The 24085-nt window shown below is 71.0% G+C and carries 23 protein-coding genes; 14 read left to right on the top strand and 9 right to left on the bottom strand.

Going from position 1 to position 24085, the window contains the following annotated elements:
- The first annotated feature begins 17 nt into the window (after window positions 1-17).
- From AB0J72_RS04380 to AB0J72_RS04410, 7 genes are read left to right on the top strand one after another with little or no spacing between them, the layout of a single operon-like run.
- Window positions 18-1151 (top strand): DegT/DnrJ/EryC1/StrS family aminotransferase, encoded by a 1134-nt coding sequence (locus AB0J72_RS04380; protein ID WP_363394314.1) that lies wholly within the window; start codon window positions 18-20, stop codon window positions 1149-1151.
- Between the two features lie 57 nt (window positions 1152-1208).
- Entirely contained in the window at window positions 1209-2075 is an 867-nt protein-coding gene (locus tag AB0J72_RS04385) for a sugar transferase (protein WP_363394316.1), read from the top strand.
- A 52-nt stretch (window positions 2076-2127) separates the two neighbouring features.
- Window positions 2128-3399 (top strand): glycosyltransferase family 4 protein, encoded by a 1272-nt coding sequence (locus AB0J72_RS04390; RefSeq protein WP_363394318.1) that lies wholly within the window; start codon window positions 2128-2130, stop codon window positions 3397-3399.
- A gap of 54 nt (window positions 3400-3453) precedes the next feature.
- On the top strand, window positions 3454-4452 hold the full coding sequence (locus tag AB0J72_RS04395; RefSeq protein WP_363394320.1) for a hypothetical protein: 999 nt from the start codon (window positions 3454-3456) through the stop codon (window positions 4450-4452).
- Window positions 4449-5933 carry an O-antigen ligase family protein gene (locus AB0J72_RS04400; protein WP_363394322.1) on the top strand — a complete coding sequence of 495 codons (1485 nt, stop codon included), beginning with the start codon at window positions 4449-4451 and terminating at the stop codon, window positions 5931-5933. Before AB0J72_RS04395 ends, AB0J72_RS04400 begins: the two co-directional genes overlap by 4 nt.
- 15 nt (window positions 5934-5948) lie before the next feature.
- Complete coding sequence (locus tag AB0J72_RS04405) at window positions 5949-6770, top strand: glycosyltransferase (RefSeq protein WP_360560398.1); 822 nt, start codon at window positions 5949-5951, stop codon at window positions 6768-6770.
- Complete coding sequence (locus tag AB0J72_RS04410) at window positions 6767-7756, top strand: glycosyltransferase family 2 protein (protein ID WP_363394324.1); 990 nt, start codon at window positions 6767-6769, stop codon at window positions 7754-7756. The genes AB0J72_RS04405 and AB0J72_RS04410 overlap by 4 nt, the downstream gene beginning before the upstream one ends.
- Here the strand turns inward: AB0J72_RS04410 and AB0J72_RS04415 are convergent.
- From AB0J72_RS04415 to AB0J72_RS04440, 6 genes are all read right to left on the bottom strand, one after another.
- The gene (locus AB0J72_RS04415) at window positions 7747-8079 is read right to left on the bottom strand and encodes a hypothetical protein (protein WP_363394326.1); all 333 of its coding nucleotides are present in this window, start codon (window positions 8077-8079) and stop codon (window positions 7747-7749) included. The genes AB0J72_RS04410 and AB0J72_RS04415 overlap by 10 nt on opposite strands.
- 1007 nt (window positions 8080-9086) lie before the next feature.
- Complete coding sequence (locus AB0J72_RS04420; protein WP_363394328.1) at window positions 9087-10871, bottom strand: 3-hydroxybutyryl-CoA dehydrogenase; 1785 nt, start codon at window positions 10869-10871, stop codon at window positions 9087-9089.
- A gap of 228 nt (window positions 10872-11099) precedes the next feature.
- A complete protein-coding gene (locus AB0J72_RS04425; RefSeq protein WP_363394330.1) occupies window positions 11100-11855 on the bottom strand; it encodes a maleylpyruvate isomerase family mycothiol-dependent enzyme in 756 nt (251 codons plus the stop codon).
- Window positions 11856-11914: 59 nt separating this feature from the next.
- A complete protein-coding gene (locus tag AB0J72_RS04430) occupies window positions 11915-12415 on the bottom strand; it encodes a DUF456 domain-containing protein (RefSeq protein WP_363394332.1) in 501 nt (166 codons plus the stop codon).
- Between the two features lie 10 nt (window positions 12416-12425).
- Complete coding sequence (locus tag AB0J72_RS04435) at window positions 12426-13409, bottom strand: alpha/beta hydrolase (RefSeq protein ID WP_363394334.1); 984 nt, start codon at window positions 13407-13409, stop codon at window positions 12426-12428.
- A 30-nt stretch (window positions 13410-13439) separates the two neighbouring features.
- On the bottom strand, window positions 13440-13856 hold the full coding sequence (locus tag AB0J72_RS04440) for a hypothetical protein (protein ID WP_354900268.1): 417 nt from the start codon (window positions 13854-13856) through the stop codon (window positions 13440-13442).
- Window positions 13857-13989: 133 nt separating this feature from the next.
- Here AB0J72_RS04440 and AB0J72_RS04445 point away from each other — a divergent pair, with 133 nt between their 5' ends.
- The 3 genes from AB0J72_RS04445 (at window position 13990) to AB0J72_RS04455 (ending at window position 15784) form a co-directional block, all read left to right on the top strand.
- Complete coding sequence (locus tag AB0J72_RS04445) at window positions 13990-14346, top strand: DoxX family protein (RefSeq protein ID WP_363394336.1); 357 nt, start codon at window positions 13990-13992, stop codon at window positions 14344-14346.
- 80 nt (window positions 14347-14426) lie between these two features.
- Window positions 14427-14927: a MarR family transcriptional regulator gene (locus AB0J72_RS04450; protein ID WP_363394338.1), complete on the top strand. Its 501-nt coding sequence runs from the start codon at window positions 14427-14429 to the stop codon at window positions 14925-14927.
- A gap of 155 nt (window positions 14928-15082) precedes the next feature.
- Window positions 15083-15784, top strand: coding sequence for an SDR family NAD(P)-dependent oxidoreductase (locus AB0J72_RS04455; RefSeq protein ID WP_363394340.1), 702 nt, complete (start codon window positions 15083-15085; stop codon window positions 15782-15784).
- A gap of 698 nt (window positions 15785-16482) precedes the next feature.
- Here the strand turns inward: AB0J72_RS04455 and AB0J72_RS04460 are convergent.
- Window positions 16483-17286, bottom strand: coding sequence for an alpha/beta fold hydrolase (locus AB0J72_RS04460; RefSeq protein WP_363394342.1), 804 nt, complete (start codon window positions 17284-17286; stop codon window positions 16483-16485).
- A 104-nt stretch (window positions 17287-17390) separates the two neighbouring features.
- On the opposite strand from AB0J72_RS04460, the gene AB0J72_RS04465 reads away from it, so the two are divergent.
- Window positions 17391-18896, top strand: a complete 1506-nt coding sequence (locus AB0J72_RS04465) for an aldehyde dehydrogenase family protein (protein ID WP_363394344.1) — start codon at window positions 17391-17393, stop codon at window positions 18894-18896.
- An 84-nt stretch (window positions 18897-18980) separates the two neighbouring features.
- Here AB0J72_RS04465 and nucS read toward each other — a convergent pair whose 3' ends face one another.
- Window positions 18981-19640 (bottom strand): endonuclease NucS, encoded by a 660-nt coding sequence (gene nucS, locus AB0J72_RS04470; protein WP_344510284.1) that lies wholly within the window; start codon window positions 19638-19640, stop codon window positions 18981-18983.
- A 65-nt stretch (window positions 19641-19705) separates the two neighbouring features.
- Here nucS and AB0J72_RS04475 point away from each other — a divergent pair, with 65 nt between their 5' ends.
- A complete protein-coding gene (locus AB0J72_RS04475; protein ID WP_363394346.1) occupies window positions 19706-20335 on the top strand; it encodes a DUF4126 domain-containing protein in 630 nt (209 codons plus the stop codon).
- A gap of 26 nt (window positions 20336-20361) precedes the next feature.
- Here the strand turns inward: AB0J72_RS04475 and AB0J72_RS04480 are convergent, their stop codons facing one another.
- Window positions 20362-22350, bottom strand: a complete 1989-nt coding sequence (locus AB0J72_RS04480) for a protein meaA (protein WP_363394348.1) — start codon at window positions 22348-22350, stop codon at window positions 20362-20364.
- Between the two features lie 78 nt (window positions 22351-22428).
- Here AB0J72_RS04480 and AB0J72_RS04485 point away from each other — a divergent pair, with 78 nt between their 5' ends.
- A complete protein-coding gene (locus tag AB0J72_RS04485; protein ID WP_363394350.1) occupies window positions 22429-23271 on the top strand; it encodes an ABC transporter ATP-binding protein in 843 nt (280 codons plus the stop codon).
- A complete protein-coding gene (locus tag AB0J72_RS04490; protein WP_363394352.1) occupies window positions 23268-24053 on the top strand; it encodes an ABC transporter permease in 786 nt (261 codons plus the stop codon). Before AB0J72_RS04485 ends, AB0J72_RS04490 begins: the two co-directional genes overlap by 4 nt.
- The last annotated feature ends 32 nt before the right edge of the window (window positions 24054-24085 follow it).

Raw genomic sequence — 24085 nt, forward strand, 5'->3', positions numbered from 1 at the left:
GAGGAACACCACGTCCCGTGCGCATCCCGTTCAATGACCTCGCGACGCCGCACGCGTCGATCGTTGAGGACGTCGTCGCGGAGGTGCGGGCGCTGGCCGGCAACTCCCGCTTCATCGGCGGGCCGGCCGTCGAGGCCTTCGAGCAGGACTTCGCGGCCTACTGCCGCACCACGCACGCCGTGGGCGTCGCCAACGGCACCGACGCGATCGAGCTGACCCTGCGGGCGCTCGGCATCGGTGGCGGCGACGAGGTCCTGGTGCCGGCCAACACGTTCATCGCGACCGCCTCGGCCGTCGCGGCGACCGGCGCCACCCCCGTCTTCGTCGACGTCGACCCGGTGAGCCTGCTCGTCACGCCGGCCACCCTGGAGGCCGGCAAGACCGAGCGGACCGCCGCGGTGATCCCGGTGCACCTGTACGGGCACATGGTGCCGCCGGCGGACGTGCTGCCGTTCGCGGCGAAGCACGGCCTGGCGGTGCTCGAGGACTCCGCGCAGGCGCACGGCGCGAACGCTCCGGCGCAGCATGACGGCCTGGGTGAGAAGGTGCGGGCCGGGTCCTACGGTGTCGCCGGAACCTTTAGTTTTTACCCAGGCAAGAACCTCGGTGCCTGGGGAGACGGCGGCGCGGTCGTGACCGACGACGCACAGCTCGCCTCGCGGATCCGGTCGCTGGCCAACCACGGCCGGTCCGAGGGCACCGATCACTACGAACACCGCTACATCGGGCGCAACAGCCGGCTCGACGCGTTGCAGGCGACAGTCCTGCGCCGCAAGCTAGCCGATCTGGACGCGGCCACCGCTCAGCGCCGGCGCGTCGCGTCGGTCTACGGGGAGGCACTCGCCGCCCACGGAATCCCGATGGTGGCACCGCTGCCCGGCGTGGACAGCGCGTGGCACCTGCTCGTCGCCCGGGTCCCGGGCCGGGAGCAGGTGCGCCGCCTGCTCGACGAGGCCGGGATCGGCACCGGGGTGCATTACCCGGTTCCGTGTCACCGCCAGCACGCCTACGCTACCGACCAGACCGTCAGCCTCCCGGCGGCCGAACAGGCCGCCACCGAGATCGTCTCCCTTCCCTTCTTCCCCCACCTGCGGGACGAAGAGGTCGCCTATGTCGCGGACCACCTCGCCAAGGCGATCGCCGCGCTCTGATTTCCGTCAGCTCGCTCGTTCGTTGTCGCACCAACGCACAGTGAGGAGGTGTCGCCGTTGACCGCGCCACAGGCCGTCGACGCCGCACTGAACACCACGCCGCCCGTCTCCGCCCAAGAAGACGAGACCGACGACGCCACCGTCGTGATCTCGTCCCTGCCGCAGCCCGGTGCTCTCGCCGAGCCGTCCGTCTCCGACGACGCGACCGTCGAGATCCCGATGCCGCAGCGGGTGCTGCGCAAGGTCGGCAGCGGCTGGGGCCTGATCCAGGGGCACCGGGAGGGGCGCTCGCTCATCCCGAAGCGCTCCCTGCGGCAGCTCGTCGAAGGCCTCGTCGCGCTCGCCATCCTGGCCGCCCTGTCGCCGCTGCTGCTCGTCGTCGCGCTCGCGGTGAAGTGGACCAGCGAGGGCCCGATGCTGTTCCGGCAGGAGCGGCTCGGCCTGCACCGCAGCACGTTCAAGATCATCAAGTTTCGCACGATGAGCAACAAGAACAGCGACGCGCAGCACCGCGAGTTCGTCAAGAAGATGCTCACCTCCGAAGACGACGTCGACGGTGGCGAGCAGGGCGTCTACAAGCTGGTCAACGACCCGCGGATCACGCCCATCGGCGGCTTCCTGCGGCGCACCAGCATCGACGAGCTGCCCCAGCTGTGGAACGTCGTGCGCGGCGAGATGTCGCTCGTCGGCCCGCGCCCCGTCCTGGCGTGGGAGGCGGACCTGTTCCCGCCGGAGGCGGAGCGGCGCTTCGCGGCCCGGCCCGGCATGACCGGCCTGTGGCAGGTGTCCGGCCGCAGCACCCTGGACTTCAAGGCCGCCCTCGAGCTCGACGTCGTCTACGTCGAGAAGAAGTCGGTCTGGTACGACATCACGATCCTCTGGCGGACCGTCGGAGTGGTCTTCAACCGATCGGTGGCACGGTGAGTATTCCGGAGCGTAGCGGGGGATTCGCTCGCCGCAAGGGCAGGGTGGCTCGGTGAAGGATCCGCGACTCCACGTCGTGATTGCGGTGGCGAATCTGCCGGTCGAGCGCGACCGGCGGGTCATCCGCGAGGTGAAGGCCCTCGAAGCGGCCGGATACCGGGTGACGGTGATCTGCCCCCGCGGCGTCTCCAAGATCAGCCGCGTCCCCGGTACCGTCGACGCCAAGGTCCGCTCGTACAAGATGTACGAGTCGTCCGGCGGCGCGGTGTCCTTCGCGATCGAGTTCGCCTGGTCCTTCGTGTGCATCGGCTGGCACCTGATGGCCGCCGTGATCCGCGACCGGGCCGCCGCCGCGCAGGTGTGCAACCCGCCGGACGTGTTCTTCCCTCTCGCGCTGCTCATGCGGATGCTGGGCCGCCCGTGGGTGTTCGACCACCACGACCTCTCCCCCGAGGTGTACCAGGCCCGCGGCGGCCGGCCCGGCTCGCTGCTGGACCGCATCCTGCTGCGCTTCGAGAAGTGGTCGCAGCGCGCCGCCTCGGCGGTCGTGTCCACCAACGAGTCCTACCGGGAGCTCGCGATCAGCCGCGGTGGCTGCGACCCGTCGCGGGTCGTCGTGGTCCGCAACGGCCCGTCGGGCGCCGAGGTCAAGCCGGTCGCGGCGGCACCGCTCGACGTCGACGACCACACGATCGTCTACCTCGGCGTGCTCGGCGCGCAGGACGGCGTCGACAACGCGATCCTCGCCGCCGAACGCCTGGTCGACCTGCGCGGCCGGCTCGGCTGGCGCCTCGTCGTCGCCGGCGACGGCGAGTGCCTGGAGAGCCTCAAGGCGCTGACGGTCGAGCGCAAGCTCGAGGACGTCGTGGAGTTCACCGGCTGGCTCGGCGTCGAGGAGATCGACCGGCTGCTGCGCACCGCTTCCGTCGGATTGCAGCCAGATCCTCGCAGTGCGCACGCCGAGGTGTCGACAATGGCCAAGACTGTCGAATACCTCGCCCGGGGCCTGCCCGTCGTCGGCGTGGACATGCGGGAGACCCGGCGCAGCGCCGGCGACGCCGGTGTCTACGTCCCGAACGGCACCCCAGAGGAGTTCGCCGTCGCCCTGCACCGCCTGCTCGACGACCCGGTGGCACGTGCGTCGATGCGCAATGTCGCGCTCGCACGGTTCCGTAATACCTTGGCCTGGGAACACCAGGCGGCGGCGTATGTCCGGCTATGGGATGAGTTGCTGTCCACCCGCCGGGAGAGGTACAAAGCGGGATCGGCGATCGTTCGGCAAGCCGCACCAGCGGACGTCAGTCAGGCAGAACAACGACAGTGATGAGCGTAATTACATACCGCCCGCCCGGCGAGCGCGCTTGTGTGAGGGGATGACGTGGACCTCTGGGATCTCGCCAAGCTGATGGGTCGCCGCTGGTACCTGATGGCGCCGATGATCATCTTGACCCTCGCAGCCACCAGCTGGGCGCTGCTGACGATCAAGCCCGACTACACATCGACCGGCCAGATCATGCTGATCCCGCCGGCCGACCGCACGCCGCTCACGCCGGCCGAGCTCCAGTCGACCAACACCTGGGTCGAGGTCGGTGAGGACATCATGGCGAAGGCCCTGTCGATCTCGCTGAACACCACGGCGACCCACAAGGAGATCGCCGGCGAGGGCTTCTCGGACGCGTTCGAGGTGGCCGCCGAGGACCGCTCCAGCATCCTCACCGTGACCGCGACCGCCACGACGCCCGAGGCGGCGCAGGCGACCGTGCAGCGGCTGGAGAAGCAGATCACCCGCGAGGTCGAGGAGATGCAGGCGCGCTACAAGCCCAAGGCGGGCCGCGCGATCAGCACCCAGGTCCTCGACGCCGGCGACACCATCGAGGTCGTCTCCTCGAAGGTCAAGCGCGCCGCGGTCGTCATCGTCGGTGTCGGTCTGCTGCTCACCGCCGCGGTGACCATCGTCGGCGACAACATCCTGCGCCGCCGCGCCCGCAACCAGCGCCGCCGCCAGCAGGGTGACGACCTCGAGCCCGGCAACGACTCCGACGTCATCTCCGACGGCGACCGGCAACAGCCGTCCGGCCGGGCCAACGGCGCCGGCGGCGGGGATGCCGTCGCGAAGCAGGACGAGACGGCCGTGATCAACCTCGGCAGGATCAAGAGCACCGTCGCGTCCGGCAACAACGGTGGCGGCAACAACGGCAACAGCGGCAACGCCGCCGGTCCGGGCCTCACCGTGGCGTACCGGCAGGCCGAGAACGCCCCCGACGACGACCGCCGCGGGGTCGAGACCGACGACGCGACGATCATCCTGCCCCTGGGCAACACGCCGTGGGCCGGCCGGGAGGGGCGCGACAAGGACGCTGAGGCGCGCGGCCGTTGACCTCCAGCACCGTCGCCGGCGAGAGCCGCACACGTCAGGCGCCACCCGATGCGGTGGCGCCCGACGACCTGCGGATCTTCAAGGGGAAACCGAAGCGGAAGCGGCCCCAGGGCTACCGGCCGTCGCCCGACCTGCTGCCGGTCCTCGTCGACGAGCGGACCTACGCGTCCCGCCGCCGGCGCAGCCACATCGACGCCGCGTCGCTGCTCGTGCTGGTCGTGGTGCTGATCCAGCTGCTCCCGTCGCGCCTCGTCGTCCCGGACCTCACCTCGGTCGGCCGGCCCGGCCTGCTGATCGGCCTCCTGCTCGCCCTCTGGTGGCTGCTGTCGAAGCTGCACCCGCGCCTGGCGATGACGGGTCCGCAGCCGATGCGCTGGGCGTTCGTGGTCTACGCGCTGACCCTCCTGCTGTCCTATGCCGCCGGCCAGTTCCGCGGCATGCCCGTGCTGGAGGCCAACTCCGCCGACCGTGCCCTGCTCGGCGCGCTCGCGTTCATGGGCATCGTGTTCATGACCGCCGACGGCGTGCCGACCCGTGACCGCCTCGACGACGTGCAACGCGTCCTGGTGTACTGCACCGCCATCAACGCGCTGCTCGGCATCATGCAGTTCATCACCAAGAAGGACCTGACCCAGAGCATCGTCATCCCCGGCCTGACCCTGCAGGGCGAGCTGGTCGGCCTCGCCGACCGCGGCGGCGGCGGGCTCATCCGGGTCGCCGGCACCACCGGGCACTTCATCGAGTTCAGCGTGGTCATGGCGTTCGCGGTGCCGCTCGGCATCCACTACGCCCGCTACGCGAAGACCAAGCTCGAGCGCCGGATCTTCCTCGTCGCGACGCTGGTGATCGCGGGCTCCATCCCGCTGGCGCTGTCGCGCACCGGCATCCTCGCCGTCGGCATCGCGCTGCTGTGCATGTGGCCCGCGTGGAACTGGCGCTTCCGCTTCAACGTCCTGGTCATCAGCGTCGGCCTGCTCGGCCTGCTCTCCGTCGTCCGGCCCGGCCTGCTCGGCACGCTGCGCTCGCTGTTCAGCAACGCCGAGGACGACCCCAGCATCAAGGGCCGCACCGACGACTACGCCATCGTCTTCCAGTACGCCTCCGAGCGCCCCTGGCTGGGCCGGGGCACCGGCACGTTCATCCCCGAGCTCTACCGCTACCTGGACAACCAGTGGCTGATGACGCTCATGAACAACGGCTACCTCGGCATCGCCGGGATGGTGGTGCTGCACTTCTCCGGCGTGTTCCTCGCGATCATCGCGTTCCGCCGGGCGGAGAACGAGGTCGACCGCCACCTGTGCGCGGCGATCTCGGCGGTGCCGCTCATCGCGGCGCTCACCGGCCTGACGTTCGACTCGTTCTCGTTCAGCACCTTCGTGGTCGTGCTCGCCCTGCAGCTCGGTGCCGCCGGCGCGATGTGGCGCTTCACGCACCCGGCCCGCACCACCCGCAGCGCCGCCGTCGGCGCCCTCCAACGCTGAATTCCTGGAGTTCCGGTGATCTCTGTCGTCATCGCCGCCCACAACGAGGCGGCGGTCATCGGTCGCTGCCTCGACGGCCTCATCGCCCCCGACATCGACATCACGGTGGTCGCCAACGGCTGCAGTGACGACACCGCCGCGGTCGCCGCGAGCCGTCCGGGGGTACGGGTCATCGACCGCCCGGAGCCGGGCAAGTCGGGCGCGCTGAACGCCGGCGACGCCGTGGCGGTCGGCTTCCCCCGCGTCTACCTCGACGCCGACATCCCGCTGACCGCCGCGGACGTGCGGTCCCTGGCGGCGTTCCTGGCGGCGACGCCGGGCCTGCTCGCCGCGACCGCGCACCGGACCCTCGACACCCGCCGCCGGCCGCTGCTGGTCAAGGCGCACAGCGCGATCAACGGCCGGCTCCCCGCGTACCGCGACGCCCTCTACGGCCGCGGCGTCATCGTGCTGTCGGCCGAGGGCCGCGCCCGGTTCGACACGTTCCCCGAGGTCGTCGCCGACGACCTGTTCCTCGACGGCCTCTTCGGACCCGGCGAGAAGGCCGAGACGCCCGCGGTCGTCGCCGTCGTCGAGACCCCCCGCCGCACTTCGGACCTCGTGAAGCGTTTGGCCAGGGTGCGAGCGGGTAACGCCGCTCTGCGCGCAGCGGGTGCCGCTCGTCCAGCGGCGCGCTCCTCGTGGTTGCGCGACGTCGTGCTCCCCCGGCCCTGGCTTCTGCCGGCGGCGGTGGGCTACGTTGCGCTGACCGTCGCCGCGTCGCGCGCCGCCCGCCGTCGCGACGTCGGATGGGGCCACGACACGTCCACCCGCGGAGCAGTCGGAGCGCAGCAGTGAGCCTTGATCCACTCGTCAGCGTCGTCCTCGTCTCGTACAACACCCGTGAGCTGACGCTCAAGAACCTCGCGGGCCTGCAGGCGGGCACCGCCGTGCCGATCGAGATCATCGTGGTCGACAACGCCTCGACCGACAACTCGGCGGCCGCGATCGGTCACGCCTACCCCGAGGTCCGCGTGCTGCACCAGCCCGTGAACCTCGGCTTCGGCAACGCCGTCAACCTCGGCGCCGCGCACGCCAAGGGCCGTTGGATCCTGCTCATCAACCCCGACACCGAGCCGGTCGGCGACGTGATCCGCACCCTCGTCGAGTACGCGGGCAGCCACCCCGAGTACCGCATCTACACCGGTCGCACGCTCCGCGCCGACCACACCGACGACGGCCACTCGGTGCACGCGCTGCCGAGCCTCTGGGGATACGTCTGCTTCGCGACCGGCCTGTCGTCGCTGCGCCGGCGCTCGCAGCTGTTCAACCCCGACGAGCTGCCCGGCCTCGACCGCGTCATCGGCGGCGAGGTCCCGGCCGTGTCCGGCTGCCTGCTGCTGATCGACCGGCCGCTGTGGGAACAGCTCGGCGGCTTCACCCCCGACTACTTCATGTACAGCGAGGACATCGACCTCTCCGCCCGCGCCCGCGACCTGGGCGCCCGCCCCGTCCTCGTCCCGGAGGCCCAGCTCCTGCACGTCGGCGGCGCCGCCTCGAGCACCGTCAACAAGCGGATCATGGTCCTGCGCGGCAAGACCACGTTCGTCCGCCTGCGCTGGTCCCCCGGCCGCGCCAAGCTTGCCCGTCTCCTCATGTCCGCCGGTGTAATGGTGCGCTCCGCCGCCGGCGCAGGCTGGCGCGACGTCTGGCGCCAGCGAGCGACGTGGCTGTCCGGCTGGCCCGCTCCGACCACCCCCGCGCCCGTCCCCACCCAGCCGCTGCCCGCCCCGATCTCGGCCGTGCCGTCCCCGGACCCCGCCGCGGCGCGCCCTCACCCGTAGCGGGGCGCGCTCCGGGACCGCTGGGTGTTGGGCGTGCGCCGCTCACGGGCCCGCCAGCACCCCGTGTGCCAGTGCCGCCGGTCCGCCAGATCCCCGCGCCCGTCCGCCGGCCACGCCACGAGATGCGGCACCCCCGGCGCGATCTCCTGGTCACACCCCGGGCACCGGTACGCCTTCACCGCCGCACTCGACGGAATGTTGCGCACCTGCCACTCCCCATCACTCCACGCCTGCACCCCTTCAACGCCACGCTTGACCCGCTCCAGATCGATCGGCTCAGGCACAGCGTCGCGCCGGGCATGGTTGCGACGGGGACTCACCATTCCAGCGTACCGACGCCCACCACCCACCAATGATCACGGCCCCACCACCCCAACCCCTGCCGCACCACGGGCAAGGACGACCCGGGACCGAGTGCCACTCTCCCCAACCGCCTGGAACCTCGTGCAGGCGCCCCACCCACAATCACCACCGCCCCACAATCACGGTCGCGCCGCACCCCCACCCCGCCACGCCGTCACTGACCACGACCGCCGCCCTGCCGTGCCATCGCCCTACCGTGACCATCGCCTTGCCGTGACTGTCGTCCTGCCGTAGCCACGATCGTGCCGCGACTGCCGCTCGCCGCAACCGTCGCCCTGCCGTGATCGCAGTTGCGCCGCAACCGCCCGCCGTGAACCATCGCTACACCGCTGCCGCGATCACCGTCGCGCGGCGATCGTCCAGTCCGGCGCACCGCGACACCACCGTGATCAGCGCCTGACAGCACCATCTTCTTGCAGTGCGGATCGCCGCGCCGCGATCGCCGTCCGGCCGCAATCACCGCCTTGTAGTGACCGTCGCGCGTGCTGCGACCGCTACCCCGCCCCACCACACGATCCCTACCGCGCCGCATTCACCGCCCGGCAGGGATCGCCGCCCGTGCCGAATCATTGCCACCCAGCGACCACCGCCACGCCGCAAGCACCGCCACGCCGCGAGCACCGCCACGCCGCACAATCGCTGTCACCCTGCGACCACCGCCACGCCGCGAGCACCGCCGCGCCGCACAATCACTGTCACCCTGCGACCACCGCCACGCCGCGAGCACCGCCACGCCGCGAGCACCGCCACGCCGCACAATCGCTGCCACCCTGCGACCACCGCCGCGCCGCGAGCACCGCCGCGCCGCACAATCACTGTCACCCTGCGACCACCGCCACGCCGCGAGCACCGCCACGCCGCGAAGGGCTGCCGTGCGGCGGGCACTGCCGTGGCGGGGTGGCGGTGTTGTGGCGGCGGGCGGCGGTGTTGTGTTGTGGTCAGTGGTGGTGGGTTGGTGGTTGGGTGGTCAACGCTTCGAGTAGTCGCGGAAACCGCGGCCGACCTTGCGGCCCAGGTAGCCGGCGGTCACCAGGTGCTCCAGCAGCGGGGCGGGGGCGAAGCCGGGCTCGCGCAGCTCCAGGTACAGCTCCCGCTGGATCGCCAGGGACACGTCCAGGCCGACGACGTCGAGCAGCTCGAACGGGCCCATCGGGTAGCCGCAGCCGAGCTTCATCGCGTAGTCGATGTCGTCGGCCGTCGAGTAGGAGGCCTCGACCATCTTGACCGCGTCGTTGAGGTACGGGAACAGCAGCGCGTTGACCACGAAGCCGGACCGGTCGGCGCACACCACCGCGTGCTTGGCCAGCGCCCGGCACACGGCGGCGGCGGTCTGGACCGTCGCGTCGGAGGTGCGGATCGTCCTGACCACCTCGACCAGCCCCATGACCGGCGCCGGGTTGAAGAAGTGCAGGCCGACCACGTCGGCGGGGCGCTCGGTCGCCACCGCGCACTCGATGACCGGCAGGCTCGACGTCGTCGTGGCGAGCACGACCCCCGGCTTGCAGATCTCGTCGAGCGACGCGAACAGCGCCTTCTTCACCGACAGCTCCTCGACCACCGCCTCGACCACCAGGTCGACGTCGGACAGGTGGTCGAGGCTCGCCGACCACGTGACCCGCCCGATCGCGGCGTCGCGGTCCTGCTCGGTCAGCTTGCCGCGCACGACCCCCTTGTTGAGCGACGTCTTCAGCCGCTCGCAGACCTTGGCCGACTTCTCGGCGCCGCGCGTCACCGACACGACCTCGAACCCGGCCTTCGCGAACACCTCGATGATGCCCGTCGCCATCGTCCCCGACCCGACGACGCCCACCTTCGCGATGTTCGTCGGCCTGCCGTGCTCGGCAGTGCTGGACGGCGTCAGCTCGTCGGCGACGACGACCGGCGACCCGGGCTTCTCGTACGTGTAGAACCCCCGCCCGGACTTCCGCCCGAGCAGCCCGGCCGTCACCATCTGCTTGATCAGCGGCACCGGCGCGTGCCGCCGGTCGCGACCGCCCCGGCGGTACATCGTGTCGAGGATCTCGTACGCGGTGTCGAGCCCGATCAGGTCCATCAGTGCCAGCGGCCCCATCGGCAGCCCGCACCCGAGCTTCATCGCCGCGTCGATGTCCTCGCGGGTCGCATACTTCGCCTCGACCATGGACACGGCCTGGTTGAGATACCCGAACAGCAGCGCGTTGGCGATGAAGCCGGCCCGGTCCGTGATCGTCACGTCGACCTTGCCGAGCCGCTCGCACAGTGTCTCGATGTCCGTGACCACGTCCTGCGACGTGACCACCGTCCGCACCACCTCGACCAGCTTCATGATCGGCGCGGGGTTGAAGAAGTGCATGCCGATGACCTGGTTCGGCCGGCCGGTCGCCACCGAGATCTCGGTGACCGACAGGCTGGACGTGTTGGTGGCGAGGATGGCCTCGGGCTTGCACACCTTGTCGAGCTCGGCGAAGATCCGCTGCTTGAGGTCCAGGTGCTCGGGCACGGCCTCGATGACCAGGTCCACGTCCCCCAGAGCGTCCAGCCCGACCGCGAACGTGACCCGCTCCAGCAGCGCGTCGCGGGCCTCCGCGGACAGCTTGCCCTTGGCGACCGCCCGGTCCAGCGACCCGCGCATCGTCGACTCGCCGCGGTGCAGCGCCGCGTCGCTGATCTCGACCGCGGTCACCGAGAGCCCGCTCCGCGCGAACACCTCCACGATGCCGGCGCCCATGGTGCCCAGCCCGACCACGCCCACGGAACCAAACTCGCGCGCCATCGCACGACCTCCCTAACGACCGATCAGGTTACTGGCGAGTCTCCCACGCCACCCGGCTCCCGCGCCCTGTGGGATATCTTGCTGCGCCGCACTCCCGCCCCACCGCCGGCAGCGGCACGGCCAGCGCCGATGCGCGGCAGCTTCCCCCGAAGCCGACCGCACCGCCACCCGATCGAATTGCGGAATTGGTCACTCCCCCCGGGCGCGGATCGCCACAGCACCAGCCGGTCAGGTCCAGCGGATGGTGGCGCTGGAGCGCCAGAGCGACAGGACGGCGGGGTCACCGTTGACGTGGAGGTCGGCGGTGGTCCGACGGTTCCACAGGGCTAAGTACAGATCGCTGGCGGGACCGCGGAGGGTGCAGTCGGCGGCGGTGTCGGTGCCGCGGGTGATGTCGGCGCCCGTGGGGCCCATGCGGACGGTCCAGGAGTTGGGGGCGTCGGAGGCCTCGACGGCGAGGGTGGCCGGGGCGTCGCAGCGCAGGCGGCTGCCGCGGGCGGCATAGAAGGTCATGAGCAGCTCGTCGATGCCGTCCACGCCGAGGTCGCGGGCCACGCCGTCGGACTGGCCGGAGGCGGCGTGGAGGTCGGCGCGATGGATGATCGTCTCGTGGGCCTGGCGGCGCGCCCAGAAGGCGAGGGGTGAGTCGGCGGGGAGGAAGTGCCAGCAGGTCAGGTCGCTGGGGGCGGCACGGAGCCGGTCGACGAGGGCGAGGTGGCCGGCCTGGAACCACGGGACGAGGTCGGCGTCGGCCGGCATCGGCCCGACCGCCTGCTCCTCCTCGTCGTCGGTGAGGACGGCGGCGCGGGCGTCGCGGACATAGGCCGTCGCCCAGCGGTGCACATAACCCACGTGCTGGACGAGGTCGCGGACCGTCCAGTCGGGGCAGGTCGGCACGGGGGCGTCGAGGCCCGCCTTCTCGGCGGCGTCGACGAAGTCGAGCCCGGCGCGCTCCAACGCATCGATGTGCTGCCCGATTTCCATGCCGTCATGCTAAGCCGACCCCCCGACAAAAAACCGCCGGCGAAACGTCACACCGAGGCTCAGGCGGCCAGCAGGCCGCCCACCCAGATGCCGGCGATGATCAGGGCGGTGGCGAGCTCGATGAGCATCGACACGCCGGCGGCCTTGAGGGCGTGCTTGGTGGACTGCCAGGCGAGGCTGGTGTCCTTCTGGCGGATGCGCTCGACGATGAAGACGCCCAGGACGAAGCCGATGACGAGGCCGACGACCGGGATGAGGAAGAAGCCGACGATGCCCAGCAGGCCGCCGAGGAAGAGGGTCAGGTTGGGCACGCCGGCGCGCTTGAGGTTACGGCCGGGGACGAGGTACTTGGCGGCGAGGCCGAGGCCGAGCACGATCGTGGCCGCGACCGCGACGGTCCAGCCGACGGCGCCGTGACCGCCGAAGACCGCCCACACCATGACCCCGGCCCAGCACAGGACCAGGCCGGGGAGCATGGGAATGACGACGCCGATGGTCCCGATCAGCACCGCGGCACCCGAGATGAAGGCCACGAGGCCGGAGCTGTCGGTCACATCCACGCCGATCAGGCTAAGCGGAGCCGACGACACCCGCCAGTGCGGCGGCGAAGTCCGCGGCGCGCTCCACGTGCGGGGAGTGGCCGCACCCTTCGTAGACGATCTCGGTGTACGGGCCGTACGCGGTCAGCACCGCCCGGGTCTGCCCGATCATCGGCTGGGGCGGGCACGCCTCCTCGCCGGGCCAGCCGGGGACGAGGCCGAGCTTGCCGAGCTGCGCGAGGTCGAAGAACGACGCGTCGGACACGATCGCGTCCTGGTCGCCGCGGATCCACGTGATCGGGGGCTTGACCGGCAGGTCGACGATGCCCGAGAGGTTGAGCCAGCGCGGCGACAGCGTGTTGAGCACCCCGCGGTCGCCGGGGCCGACGCCGGGCCAGTTGTCGCTGGCCGATCCGGTGCCGGGGTAGTTGTCGTCGCCGACGAACGTGCTGAGCATGGTGTCCAGCAGCAGCTCCTCGTCGTCGCCGAACGAGTCCGGCGAGGCGACGTAGAAGGCGCGCATGACGTTGCGCGGGGAGGCCTGCTCCTCGGTGCCACGGTCGGCGGCACCGAGGAGCCGCACGAAGTCGGGGTTGGCCGATCCACCGCCGGTGCCGGCGAAGTCGGGCGTGGTCGGGGTGCCGGACAGGTCCCGGGTGCCGCCGAACCCGTACGGCGAGACGGGCGCCTCCAGTACCAGCGCCGCGACGGCGTCAGGGTGGTCGAGCAGCAGCTGCAGCGCGACACCACCGCCGAGCGAGTGCCCGACGACCACCGGCGGCCGGTCGAACCCCAGCAGCAGCGGGGCGAGATCGTCGGCGAAGTCGCGCACCCCCCGCGTGGCGTCGACGGGGAGGGCGGGGCTGGCGCCGTACCCGCGCAGGTCTGGCGCGACGATGCGCCAGTCCTGCGGCAGGTGGCGCAGCAGGGGCTCCCAGTATCCGGATGACGAGCAGTTGCCGTGGATGAGCAGGACCGGAGGGCCGTCGACCGGACCGCGAGTGGTGACGTGCATCACCGCATCGTGACACCCCGGCCGACCACCTCACATGGTGCCGGCCCACATGTTCCGGTCGTTTTTCGTGAGGGCCCAGATGACTGCGACGTCGGCCGCGATGATGAGCATCGACCACAGCGGGTAGTACGGCAGGAACAGGAAGTTGGCGATCGCGCTGATCGCGGCCAGGATGATGCCGAGCACCCGCGCCCAGACCTGGCCGGCGAGCACCCCCACGCCTCCCGCGGCGACCACCACGCCGAGAGCCAGGTGGATCCAGCCCCAGGTCTCCACGTCGAAGCCGAACAGATAGTTGTCGGTGAGCACGTAGAAGGTGTCTTCGAAGATCGCCGTCAGGCCGACCACGATCTGGAAGATGCCGATGACGACCATCATGCTGCCGCCGAAGACGGCGAAGCCGGTGACCCAGCCGGATTGGCGGTCCGTTGTCGATGTCGTACTCATGCGGCCCACCGTGGGCCGCCCAGAGGTGAACCAGGCTCACCCGCGCCGGATGCACGACGGCGAGAACTTGACGCTTCAAGTACACGTGCCGCACCATCTACTTGAAGCTTGAACCACTTAGGGAGACATCGCCATGAACGTCGTTCTCTGGGTCCTGCAGGGCCTGCTCGGCGCCACCTTCATCGGTGCCGGCCTGATGAAGGCGACCCAGCCGAAGGAGAAGCTGCCCGCCGCCATGACGTGGACCCAGCGGCGCAGCGCCGGGACCATCAAGTTCATCGGCGTGACGGAGGTGCTCGGCGGCCTCGGCCTGATCCTGCCGTGGGCGACCGACATCGCGCCCGTGCTGACCCCGCTCGCCGCCGTGGGCCTGCTCGTCATCATGCTGCTCGCGATCGTCGACCACGTCCGCGCCAAGGAGTACTCCGTCATCCCGGTCAACCTGGTGCTCGGCGCGCTCGCGCTGGTGATCGCGATCGGCCGGTTCTGACGCGAATCGGACGTCGCACCGGCCGCGGGGGACGGCAGGTGGACACCGCAAGCGGCACCGGACGAGGCACCATGGATGACATGAACGACGAGACACGATGGCTGGACGACACCGAGCAGCGCGCTTGGCTGTCGCTGCTGGCCGTCGTGCTCGTCGGCTTCCCGGAGCTGGAGCGCACGTTCCGCCCGTACGGTCTGGTGCACGTGGAGTACGGGCTCCTCGCGGCCCTCAGCGGCGAGGACGAAGGGCTGCGCCTGTCGGAGCTCGCGGCGCAGATGAACATGTCGCAGAGCCGCCTCAGCCACCGCATGCGCAAGCTGGTCGACCTCGGCTACGTGGAGGTGTCCGGCGACGCGTGCGACGGGCGGGTCAGCATCGCCAAGGTCACCGAGGCCGGGCGGCGCTTCGCCGAGCAGGTCTCCCCCGCCCACGTCGCCGACGTCCGGCGGCTCATCTTCGACCACCTCGACGACGCCCAGACCGCGGCCCTCGCCGACGCGCTCGGTGCCGTCGCCGACCGCCTCGGCTCCAGCTGCCCCGGCGCGCCCAAGGGTCCACCCGTGCCGAAGGCCCGCGCCTGACTCCCGTTTCGCTGCTCTTCGCCGGTACGTGGCCTCCGTCGTACACCTGCCGCAGACGCGACATCGAGGGCCTGTGCGGGTCAGCCGGAAAGCCGTCACCGCATCGGGACCACAGAGCCTGTCGGCGCGTGGTCCGACAGGAATAGAGTGACCGCATGCGTGCCGTCGTGATCACCGGAGTGTCCCGCGGCCTGGGCGCCGCCCTCTTCGACGTGTGCAACGCGCGCGGTGACCGGATCCTCGCGGTCGGTCGGCACTTCACCCCCGAGCAGCACCAGAGTCGCGACGACAGGCCCGGCGACATCACGCTCTTCTCGACCGACGTCGCCGACGCGCACTGGCTGCCCGACCACGACACGCTGCGACCGTTCCTGCGCGACGCGGACGAGGCCGTGCTGCTGCACAACGCCGCCGTCGTCGACCCGATCGGCGCCGTCGGCAAGCTCAGCACCGAGGCGATCACGCGCGCGATCGCGGTCAACCTGACCGCGCCCGTGGTGCTCACCAACAGCTTCCTGCGCGCGGCGCCACGCGAGGCCCGGCTGCGGGTGCTGTTCATCTCCTCGGGCGCCGCGCACCGGATCATCGACGGCTGGTCGCTGTACTGCACCACGAAGGCCGGCGGCGAGACGTTCTTCGAGGCGGTCGCGTCACAGGTCGCCGACGACGAGCGGGTCACCGTCGCCAGCGTCGACCCCGGCCAGATGGACACCGGCATGCAGGACGCCATCCGCCGCGCGGCCGCCTCCGGCACCTACTTCCCCGGCCAGCAGCGCTGGCTCGATGCGCACGCCGAGGGCCGTCTCGCCGACCCCCTCACCGTCGCCGAGCGCATCATCAAGGAGCACGCCCCCTAACTCGGTACCCCTGACCGCCCCGCGGCGGACGGTCCACCACTCCGACCCCCACCCCGGATAAGTCCGGCGCAAGCGCCGGACTTATCCGACATTTCGTATTTGTCCGAAGGAGAGGGTCGGAACTCAGTTCGTCCGAGGGTTCGAAACTCGGTTTGCCCAACGGGGAGAGGCTGAAGCTCGATTCCCGACGGGCCGGGTTGAAGGTCGACTTCCGACGGGCTGGGTTGAAGCTCGCTTTGCCCGATGGACGTGACGGCGCTCGGTGCCGCCGCCATGGGACCAAGCTGGGCGATTAGTCCGGTGGAAGGGCTGAAGCTCGGCGCCGCCATGGACTGGCGACTTTGTCCGGCGAAGAGGGCTGGAGCGCGATCCCGGCGGCGCGGGCGAGGCCGGCGGCGCGGGCGATCTGGCAAGGGCGCCTCGGAGCGCCCACCGGACAATTACGAAATGTCGGATAAGTGCGGCGCTTGCGCCGTACTTATCCGGGGTGGTGCGGCACTTATCCGGAGTGGTGCGGCACAGTCGGCTCGTCGAGGGCGTCCGATGAGGGGCGCCGGCCAGGTCACAGCAACCACTGACCGGGCTGCCGGTCGAGCGAAGAGCGCGACCCGCGCAATCGGCCATGATCGAAGGACAACCGTGGCCGTCCGGGCGACCACCACGCGACTTCGATCACGACCGGCAGAACCCCCGCCGCGTCAGAGCAGCACTTCGCGCAGGCGCGGGGCGAAAGCGGCCGGATCGCCGTGGCCGCCGTGGCCGCCGGGGAACTCGGCGACGTCGACGCCCAGACGGTCGGCGAGCTCCACCCCCACCCGGTGCGGCGCCTCCCCCACGCTCGCCGCGCCGACCGCCGGCACGATCCGGGCGGTCCCCGCGCGCAGCGAGTCGAGGTCCGGCACCCAGACGCCGAAGGCGGGCACCTCGTAGCCGATGAAGAACGGCAGGTTGCCCTGCATGCGCGCCATGAAGTCCGGGGACGCCGCGGCGCCCTTCTCGTCGGCCATCTTCAGGCCCTCGCCGAAGACGCGCATCGCCGCGCCCCAGCCGTCGCGGTGGAAGGTCGTCTCGACCTCGCGCATCAGGTCGCGCCAGTGCGTGGCATCGCTGAGCAGCTCGAACGCGGGCGGCTCGTGCGCCACCACCGTGCGGACCAGCTCCGGGTGCCGGGCGGCGAGCTCCAGCGCGATCTCCGCGCCCGAGCTGTTGCCGAACACGTCCGCCGGGTCGTCCTCGGTCACGCCGACCGCGCCGAGCAGCCGGTACGCGTCGTCGCCGTGCTCCTCGATCGACTGCACGGCCGGCGGGCCGTCCAGCGGGCTGCGCGAGTTGCCCCGGCGGTCGTAGGTGACGACGGTCCGCTCGCCGGCGAGCGCCTCGGCGAGGCCGTCGAAGCCTTCCGCGTCGTACACGCCGCCGCAGATCAGCAGCAGGACGGGCCCGCTGCCACGGATCTCGTAGCGCAACGTCGCCCCGGGCACATCGAGCGTTTCGACCTTCATGACTCCTCCTCGGTGGTTTCGACCGTCGGTCGTTGCGGGCGTGGCGCGCTCGACACGGTTTTCAGGGCTACTCGTGAGTAATTTCCGGGTTTACACTCGGCGCCATGACCGCCACGCGAACTCCCGGCGTCCCCGCCATCGACGAGGGCTCGCTGATCTCGACCAGCCCGGCCAGCGGCGAAGAGGTCGGCCGCTTCCCCGTGGCCTCCCCCGATCATGTCACCGAGTCGGTCCGGCGGGCCCGGGACGCGGCGGGTTGGTGGGCCGGACTCGGCTTCGCCGGCCGCCGCAAGCGGCTGCTGACGTTCCGCAGCCTGATCGCCAACCGCCTGGAGGAGCTCGCCGAGCTGATGCACCGCGAGGGCGGCAAGCCCACCGCGGACGCGCTCGTCGAGGCGATCGCCGCGGTCGACCACATCGCCTGGGCCGCGAACCACGCCCGCAAGGTGCTCGGGCGGCGCCGGGTCGGCTCCTCCATCCTGCTCACGGAGCACAGCTCCTACCTGGAGTATCTGCCGTTCGGCGTCATCGGGGTCATCGGACCCTGGAACTACCCGGTGCTCACGCCGATGGGCTCCATCGCGTACGCGCTGGCCGCCGGCAACGCCGTGGTGTTCAAGCCCAGCGAGTACACGCCTGCCGTGGGCCAGTGGGTGGTCGACCGGTTCGCCGAGGTGGTGCCCGAGCACCCGGTGCTGCAGATCGTGCACGGCATGGGCGACGTCGGCGGCGCGCTGTGCCGCTCCGGGGTGGACAAGATCGCGTTCACCGGTTCGACCGCGACGGGCAAGAAGGTCATGGCGGCCGCCGCCGAGTCGCTGACCCCGGTGCTGCTGGAGTGCGGCGGCAAGGACGCCATGATCGTCGCCGCCGACGCCGACCTGGACGCCGCCGCCGAGGCCTGCGTCTGGGGCGGCCTCACCAACGCGGGTCAGACCTGCGTCGGCATCGAGCGGGTGTACGTGGCGGACCGCGTCTACGACGAGTTCCTCGGCCGCGTGGTGGCCCGCGCGGCGAAGCTCACGGTCGGCGAGGAAGGCACGGCCGACATCGGCCCGATCACGATGCCCTCGCAGATCGACATCATCCGCCGGCACATCGAGGACGCGCTGACCCGCGGCGGCCGCGCGGTCCTGGGCGGCGCCGAGGCGGTCCGGCCGCCGTTCGTCAGCCCGACGATCCTGGTCGACGTGCCGGAGGACGCGGCCGCCGTGCAGGAGGAGACCTTCGGCCCGACGCTCACGATCGCCCGCGTCGCGAACGCCGAGGAGGCCGTCGAGCGCGCCAACGGCACCGGCTACGGCCTGGGTGGCGCGATCTTCTCCAAGTCCCGCGGCCTGGAGCTGGCCCGCGGCATCCGCTCCGGCATGACGTCGGTCAACTCGGCCCTGACCTTCGCCGGCATGCCGTCGCTGCCGTTCGGCGGCGTGGGCGGCTCGGGCTTCGGCCGCATCCACGGCGAGGACGGCCTGCGCGAGTTCACCCGGCCGAAGGCGATCGTGAAGCGCCGCGGCCCGACCCTGCTGCCCCTGACGACGTTCGACCGCACCCAGAAGTCGATGCTGCAGGCCCTGAAGCTCGTCAAGTTCATCCACGGCCGCACCAAGTAGCCGGCACACCGTGATCGAATGACGGATCTGGTCGTCATCACAGCCAGATCCGTCATTCGATCATCAAAAGCCTGAACGCGCCGGTCAGAACAGCGTCAGCTCGTCCTTCACCACGCCGCGGAGGGCGTTGTAGTCGAGCACGACGCAGCGGATGCCGCGGTCCTCGGCGAGGACCCGGGCCTGGGGCTTGATCTCCTGGGCGGCGAAGATGCCGCGGACGGGGGCCAGCAACGGGTCGCGGCCGAGAAGCTCCAGGTAGCGGGTCAGCTGCTCCACCCCGTCGATCTCGCCGCGGCGCTTGATCTCGACGGCGACGGAGGCGCCCTCGGCGTCCTTGCACAGCAGGTCGACGGGGCCGATCGCGGTCATGTACTCGCGGCGCACCAGCGTGTAGCCCTCGCCGAGGGTGTGCGGGGCGGCCGCGAGCAGCACCTGCAGGTGCGCCTCGACGCCGTCCTTGACCAGGCCGGGATCGATGCCGAGGGTGTGATCGGTGTCGTGCAGGATCTCCTCGACGGTGATCTGCAGCTCCTCGCCGCCCTTGTTCACCACGCTCCACAGGCCGTCGGTCTGCGAAAGGCGGCAGGGCGGCGTCATCCACATCAGTGGCTTGTAGCCACCGGTGTCGGAGTGCACCAGGACCGAGCCGTCGGACTTGACCATGATGAGGCGGATGGCGGGCGGCAGGTGGGCCGTGAGCCGGCCGATGTAGTCGACCGAGCACTTGGCGATGACGAGACGCACGCGCGACAGCCTAGCCCGGCCCGGACGACAGCGCCGAAGTGGCGGGTCGATGTCATGCTAGTGGCGTGCTTGAGTCATTGACGGGGCTCGGCCTGGCCACGTCGGCCGGGCTCAACGCCTACATCCCGTTGCTCGCCATCGGCGTGCTCGCGAGATACACCGATCTCATCACGCTGCCCGACAACTGGGCGTGGATGGAGAACGGCTGGACCCTCGCGATCGTCGCGGCGCTGCTGGCGATCGAGTTCGTCGCCGACAAGGTGCCGGTGGTGGACCATGTCAACGACGTGCTGCAGACGTTCGTGCGGCCGACCGCCGGCGGGCTCGCGTTCGGTGCGGCGTCGAGCTCCGAGACGGTGACGGTGACCGATCCCGGCTCGTTCTTCAGCAGCCATCAGTGGGTGCCGCTCGTGGTGGGCGGGGCGATCTCGCTCGGCGTGCACGGCATGAAGGCCGCGTCCAGACCGGTGATCAACGCCAGCACGGCGGGCTTCGGCGCGCCGGTGGTGAGCACGATCGAGGACATCGCGAGCGTGGCGATGTCACTCGTCGCGATCATCCTGCCGGTGCTGGTGCTGGTCTTCATCGTGCTGCTGTTCGTGGCGTTCTGGTGGCTGATGCGACGCCGCAAGCGGCGCAAGGAGGAGAAGGCCGCGGCCAGGTGGGCCCAGTCCCAGGGGTACCGGCCGACCTGACCGCGAGCCGCGTCACTGCGCCTGGATCACCCGATGGGGAGCTTGTGCGCCTCCCGGACGACGGTGACCAGCTCGTCGACCACGTCGGTGATCGCGAAGTCCTTCGGGGTGAAGACCCTGGCCACCCCGGAGGCGAGCAGCGTGGCGGCATCGGACGGCGGGATGATGCCGCCCACCACGACCGGGAGGTCGTCCAGACCTTCGGCGCGCAGGCCCTCCAGTACCGACGCGACCGCCGCCAGATGTGAACCTGACAGGACCGAGAGGCCGACGAGGTCGACGTCCTCCTCGACGGCCGCGGCGACGATCTGCGCCGGCGTGAGGCGGATGCCCTGGTAGACCACCTCGAAGCCGGCGTCGCGGGCGCGGACGGCGATCTGCTCGGCCCCGTTGGAGTGCCCGTCGAGGCCAGGCTTGCCGACCAGCATCCGCAGCCGGCCCGCGCCGAGCTCCTCGGCGGTGCGCCGGACCCGCTCGCGGACCGCCACCAGCGCGGAGCCGGGCGCGGCGGAGACGGCGCCGGTCAGCCCGGTGGGGGCGCGGTACTCACCGAACACGTCCCGCAGCACCGACGCCCACTCGCCGGTGGTGACGCCGGCGCGGACGCAGTCCAGGGTGGCCTCCATGAGGTTCCCGGTGCCGCCCGCGACCTGCCGCAGCCGCTCGAGCGCGTTGTCGACGTCGGCGGGTGTACGGGCGGCGCGCCAGGCGAGCAGCGACTCCACCGCGGCGCTCTCCACCGCGGGGTCGATCTGCTCGATCGCGGCGGCACCGGCGGCGACCAGCGGCGACGGCTCGGTCTCGGGGAAGCGGTTGACGCCGACCACGACATCCTCGCCGCGCTCCATCCGGCCCCGCCGCTCGGCGAGCGACGCGACGAGGGCGCTCTTGAGATAGCCGGACTCGACGGCGGCGACGACCCCGCCCATCTCCAGGACCCGGTCGAGCTCCGCGGTCGCGCCGGCGACCAGGTCCTCGACGAGGGCGGTCATGACGTGCGAGCCCTCGAACAGGTCTGGGTACTCCAGCAGGTCCGACTCGAACGCGAGGACCTGCTGCATGCGCAGCGACCACTGCTGGTCCCACGGGCGGGGCAGGCCGAGCGCCTCGTTCCACGCGGGCAGCTGCACGGCACGGGCCCGGGCGTCGCGTGACAGCGTCACGCCGAGCATCTCCAGCACGATGCGCTGCACGTTGTTCTCGGGCTGCGACTCGGTGAGGCCCAGGCTGTTGACCTGCACGCCGTACCGGAACCGCTTCGCCGACTTGTCGGAAATCTCATACCTGTCGGTCAGGATCCGGTCCCACAGCAGGCCGAAGGCCCGCATCTTCGCGGTCTCCTCGACGAAGCGGACGGAGGCGTTGACGAAGAAGGAGATCCGGGCCGCGACGGCGGCGAAGTCGGCCACCTGGCCCGAGTCGCGGACCGCGTCGAGCACGGCGATCGCGGTGGCGAGGGCGAACGCGACCTCCTGCACGGGCGTCGCGCCGGCCTCCTGCAGGTGGTACGAGCAGATGTTGACCGGGTTCCACTTCGGGCAGTTCGCCACGGTCCACGCGATGGTGTCGGTGGTCAGGCGCAGCGACGGTCCCGGCGGGAAGATGTGCGTGCCGCGGGACAGGTACTCCTTGACGATGTCGTTCTGGGTCGTGCCCGCGAGCGAGGCGAGCGGCGCCCCCTGCTCGCGCGCCACCGTCACGTACAGGCTGAGCAGCCACATCGCGGTGGCGTTGATGGTCATCGAGGTGTTCGCGAGACCGAGGTCGATGCCGTCGAAGAGCGTGCGCATGTCGCCGAGGTGCGCGACCGGCACGCCGACCCGGCCGACCTCGCCGCGCGCCAGCTCGGCGTCGGGGTCGTAGCCGGTCTGGGTGGGCAGGTCGAACGCGACCGACAGGCCCGTCTGACCCTTGCCGAGGTTGCGCCGGAACAGCGCGTTGGACGCGGCCGCAGACGAGTGGCCGGCATAGGTGCGCATGACCCACGGGCGGTCGCGCTCGGGGAGCTTCGCCATACGAGCACCTTACTGAACGGTAATTTGGTGAGGCTGGTGAAAATCCTCACCGGACCCCTCGTGCCTATAGTGAACGCCGTGACGGAAGCGATCACCGTGCGCGGGCTACACAAGCGGTACCGGGGACATGTCGCCGTCGACGGCGTCGACCTCGACGTGCACAGCGGCGAGGTCTTCGCGCTGCTGGGGCCCAACGGCGCGGGCAAGACGACGACGGTCGAGATTCTCGAGGGGTTCCGCCGGCGTACGAGCGGCGAGGCGACCGTGCTGGGCGTCGACCCGCACGACGGCGACGCGGCGTGGCGGCAGCGGGTGGGCATCGTGCTGCAGAGCACGGGCGAGTTCGACGACCTGACCGTCCGCGAGGTCGTGCACCACTTCGCGCTGTACTACCGCAACGCCGACGACCCGGACGCCGTCATCGAGCGGGTCGGGCTCGCCGACAAACGCGGCGCCCGGACGCGGGTCCTGTCCGGCGGGCAGAAGCGCCGCCTCGACGTGGCGCTCGGCATCATCGGCCGGCCCGAGCTGCTGTTCCTCGACGAGCCGACCACCGGCTTCGACCCCGAGGCGCGGCGCGAGTTCTGGGGGCTGATCCGGGCGCTCGCCGCGGCCGGCACCACGATCCTGCTCACCACCCACTACCTGGACGAGGCCGAGAACCTCGCCGACCGGGTCGGCGTGCTCGTCGGCGGCAAGCTCATCGCCGTCGACACCCCCGCCCGGCTCGGCAACCGCGGCAACTCCGCCACGACCGTCGCCTGGGACGAGCCGGACGGCTCCCGCCAGGAGCAGACCGACACCCCGACCGCGGTCGTGGCCCGGCTCGCCGAGCGGTTCGGCGGCGAGGTCCCCGGCCTGACCGTGACCAGACCCAGCCTCGAGGACGTGTACCTGCGGATGATCGGCGCCGGCGAATGACCACGTTGCGGCTCGGACTGGCCCGCGGCGGGCTGGAGATCAAGCAGTTCCTGCGCAGCCGGGAGTCGGTGATCTTCACGCTCTTCTTCCCGCTGCTGCTCCTCGTCATCTTCGGCTCGGTCTTCGACGCCGAGATCGCCCCGGGCGTGTCGTTCACGCAGTACTTCGCCGCCGGCATGATCGCCGCCGGGCTGCTGACCACCGGGTTCCAGTCCCTCGCCATCCAGATCCCGATGGAGCGCGAGAAGGGCATCCTCAAGCGGCTGCGGGGCACGCCGATGCCGCGGACCGCGTACTTCATCGGCAAGGTCGTCATGGTCCTGGCGATCGGCGCGGCGGAGACCGTGGTGCTGCTCGTGACCGCCGCGGCCTTCTACGACCTGCCGCTGCCTTCGACGGCGGCGAAGTGGGCGACGTTCGCGTGGGTCGCGGTGCTCGGGATCAGCGCGTGCACGCTGTGCGGGATCGCGTTCTCCTCGCTCGCCCGCTCCGGACGCGGCGCGCCGGCGATCGTGACCCCCGTCGCGTTGGTGCTGCAGTTCATCTCCGGCGTGTTCTTCCAGTACACGAGCCTCCCCGACTGGATGCGCACCATCGCGTCCCTGTTCCCGCTGAAGTGGATGACCCAGGGCATGCGCTCGGTCTTCCTGCCGGACTCGTTCGCGGCGCGGGAGGTCGGCGGGTCCTGGGCACTCGGGCACGTGGCCGTGGCGCTCGGCGCCTGGGTCGTGATCGGGCTGGCGCTGTGCATCTTCACGTTCCGTTGGACCGACCGGGGATAGTTTCACTCAGGGTCGCAACCCGGTCGCCGATC

The sequence above is a fragment of the Dactylosporangium sp. NPDC049742 genome, assembly GCF_040674675.1.
GTDB lineage: Bacteria > Actinomycetota > Actinomycetes > Mycobacteriales > Micromonosporaceae > Dactylosporangium > Dactylosporangium maewongense.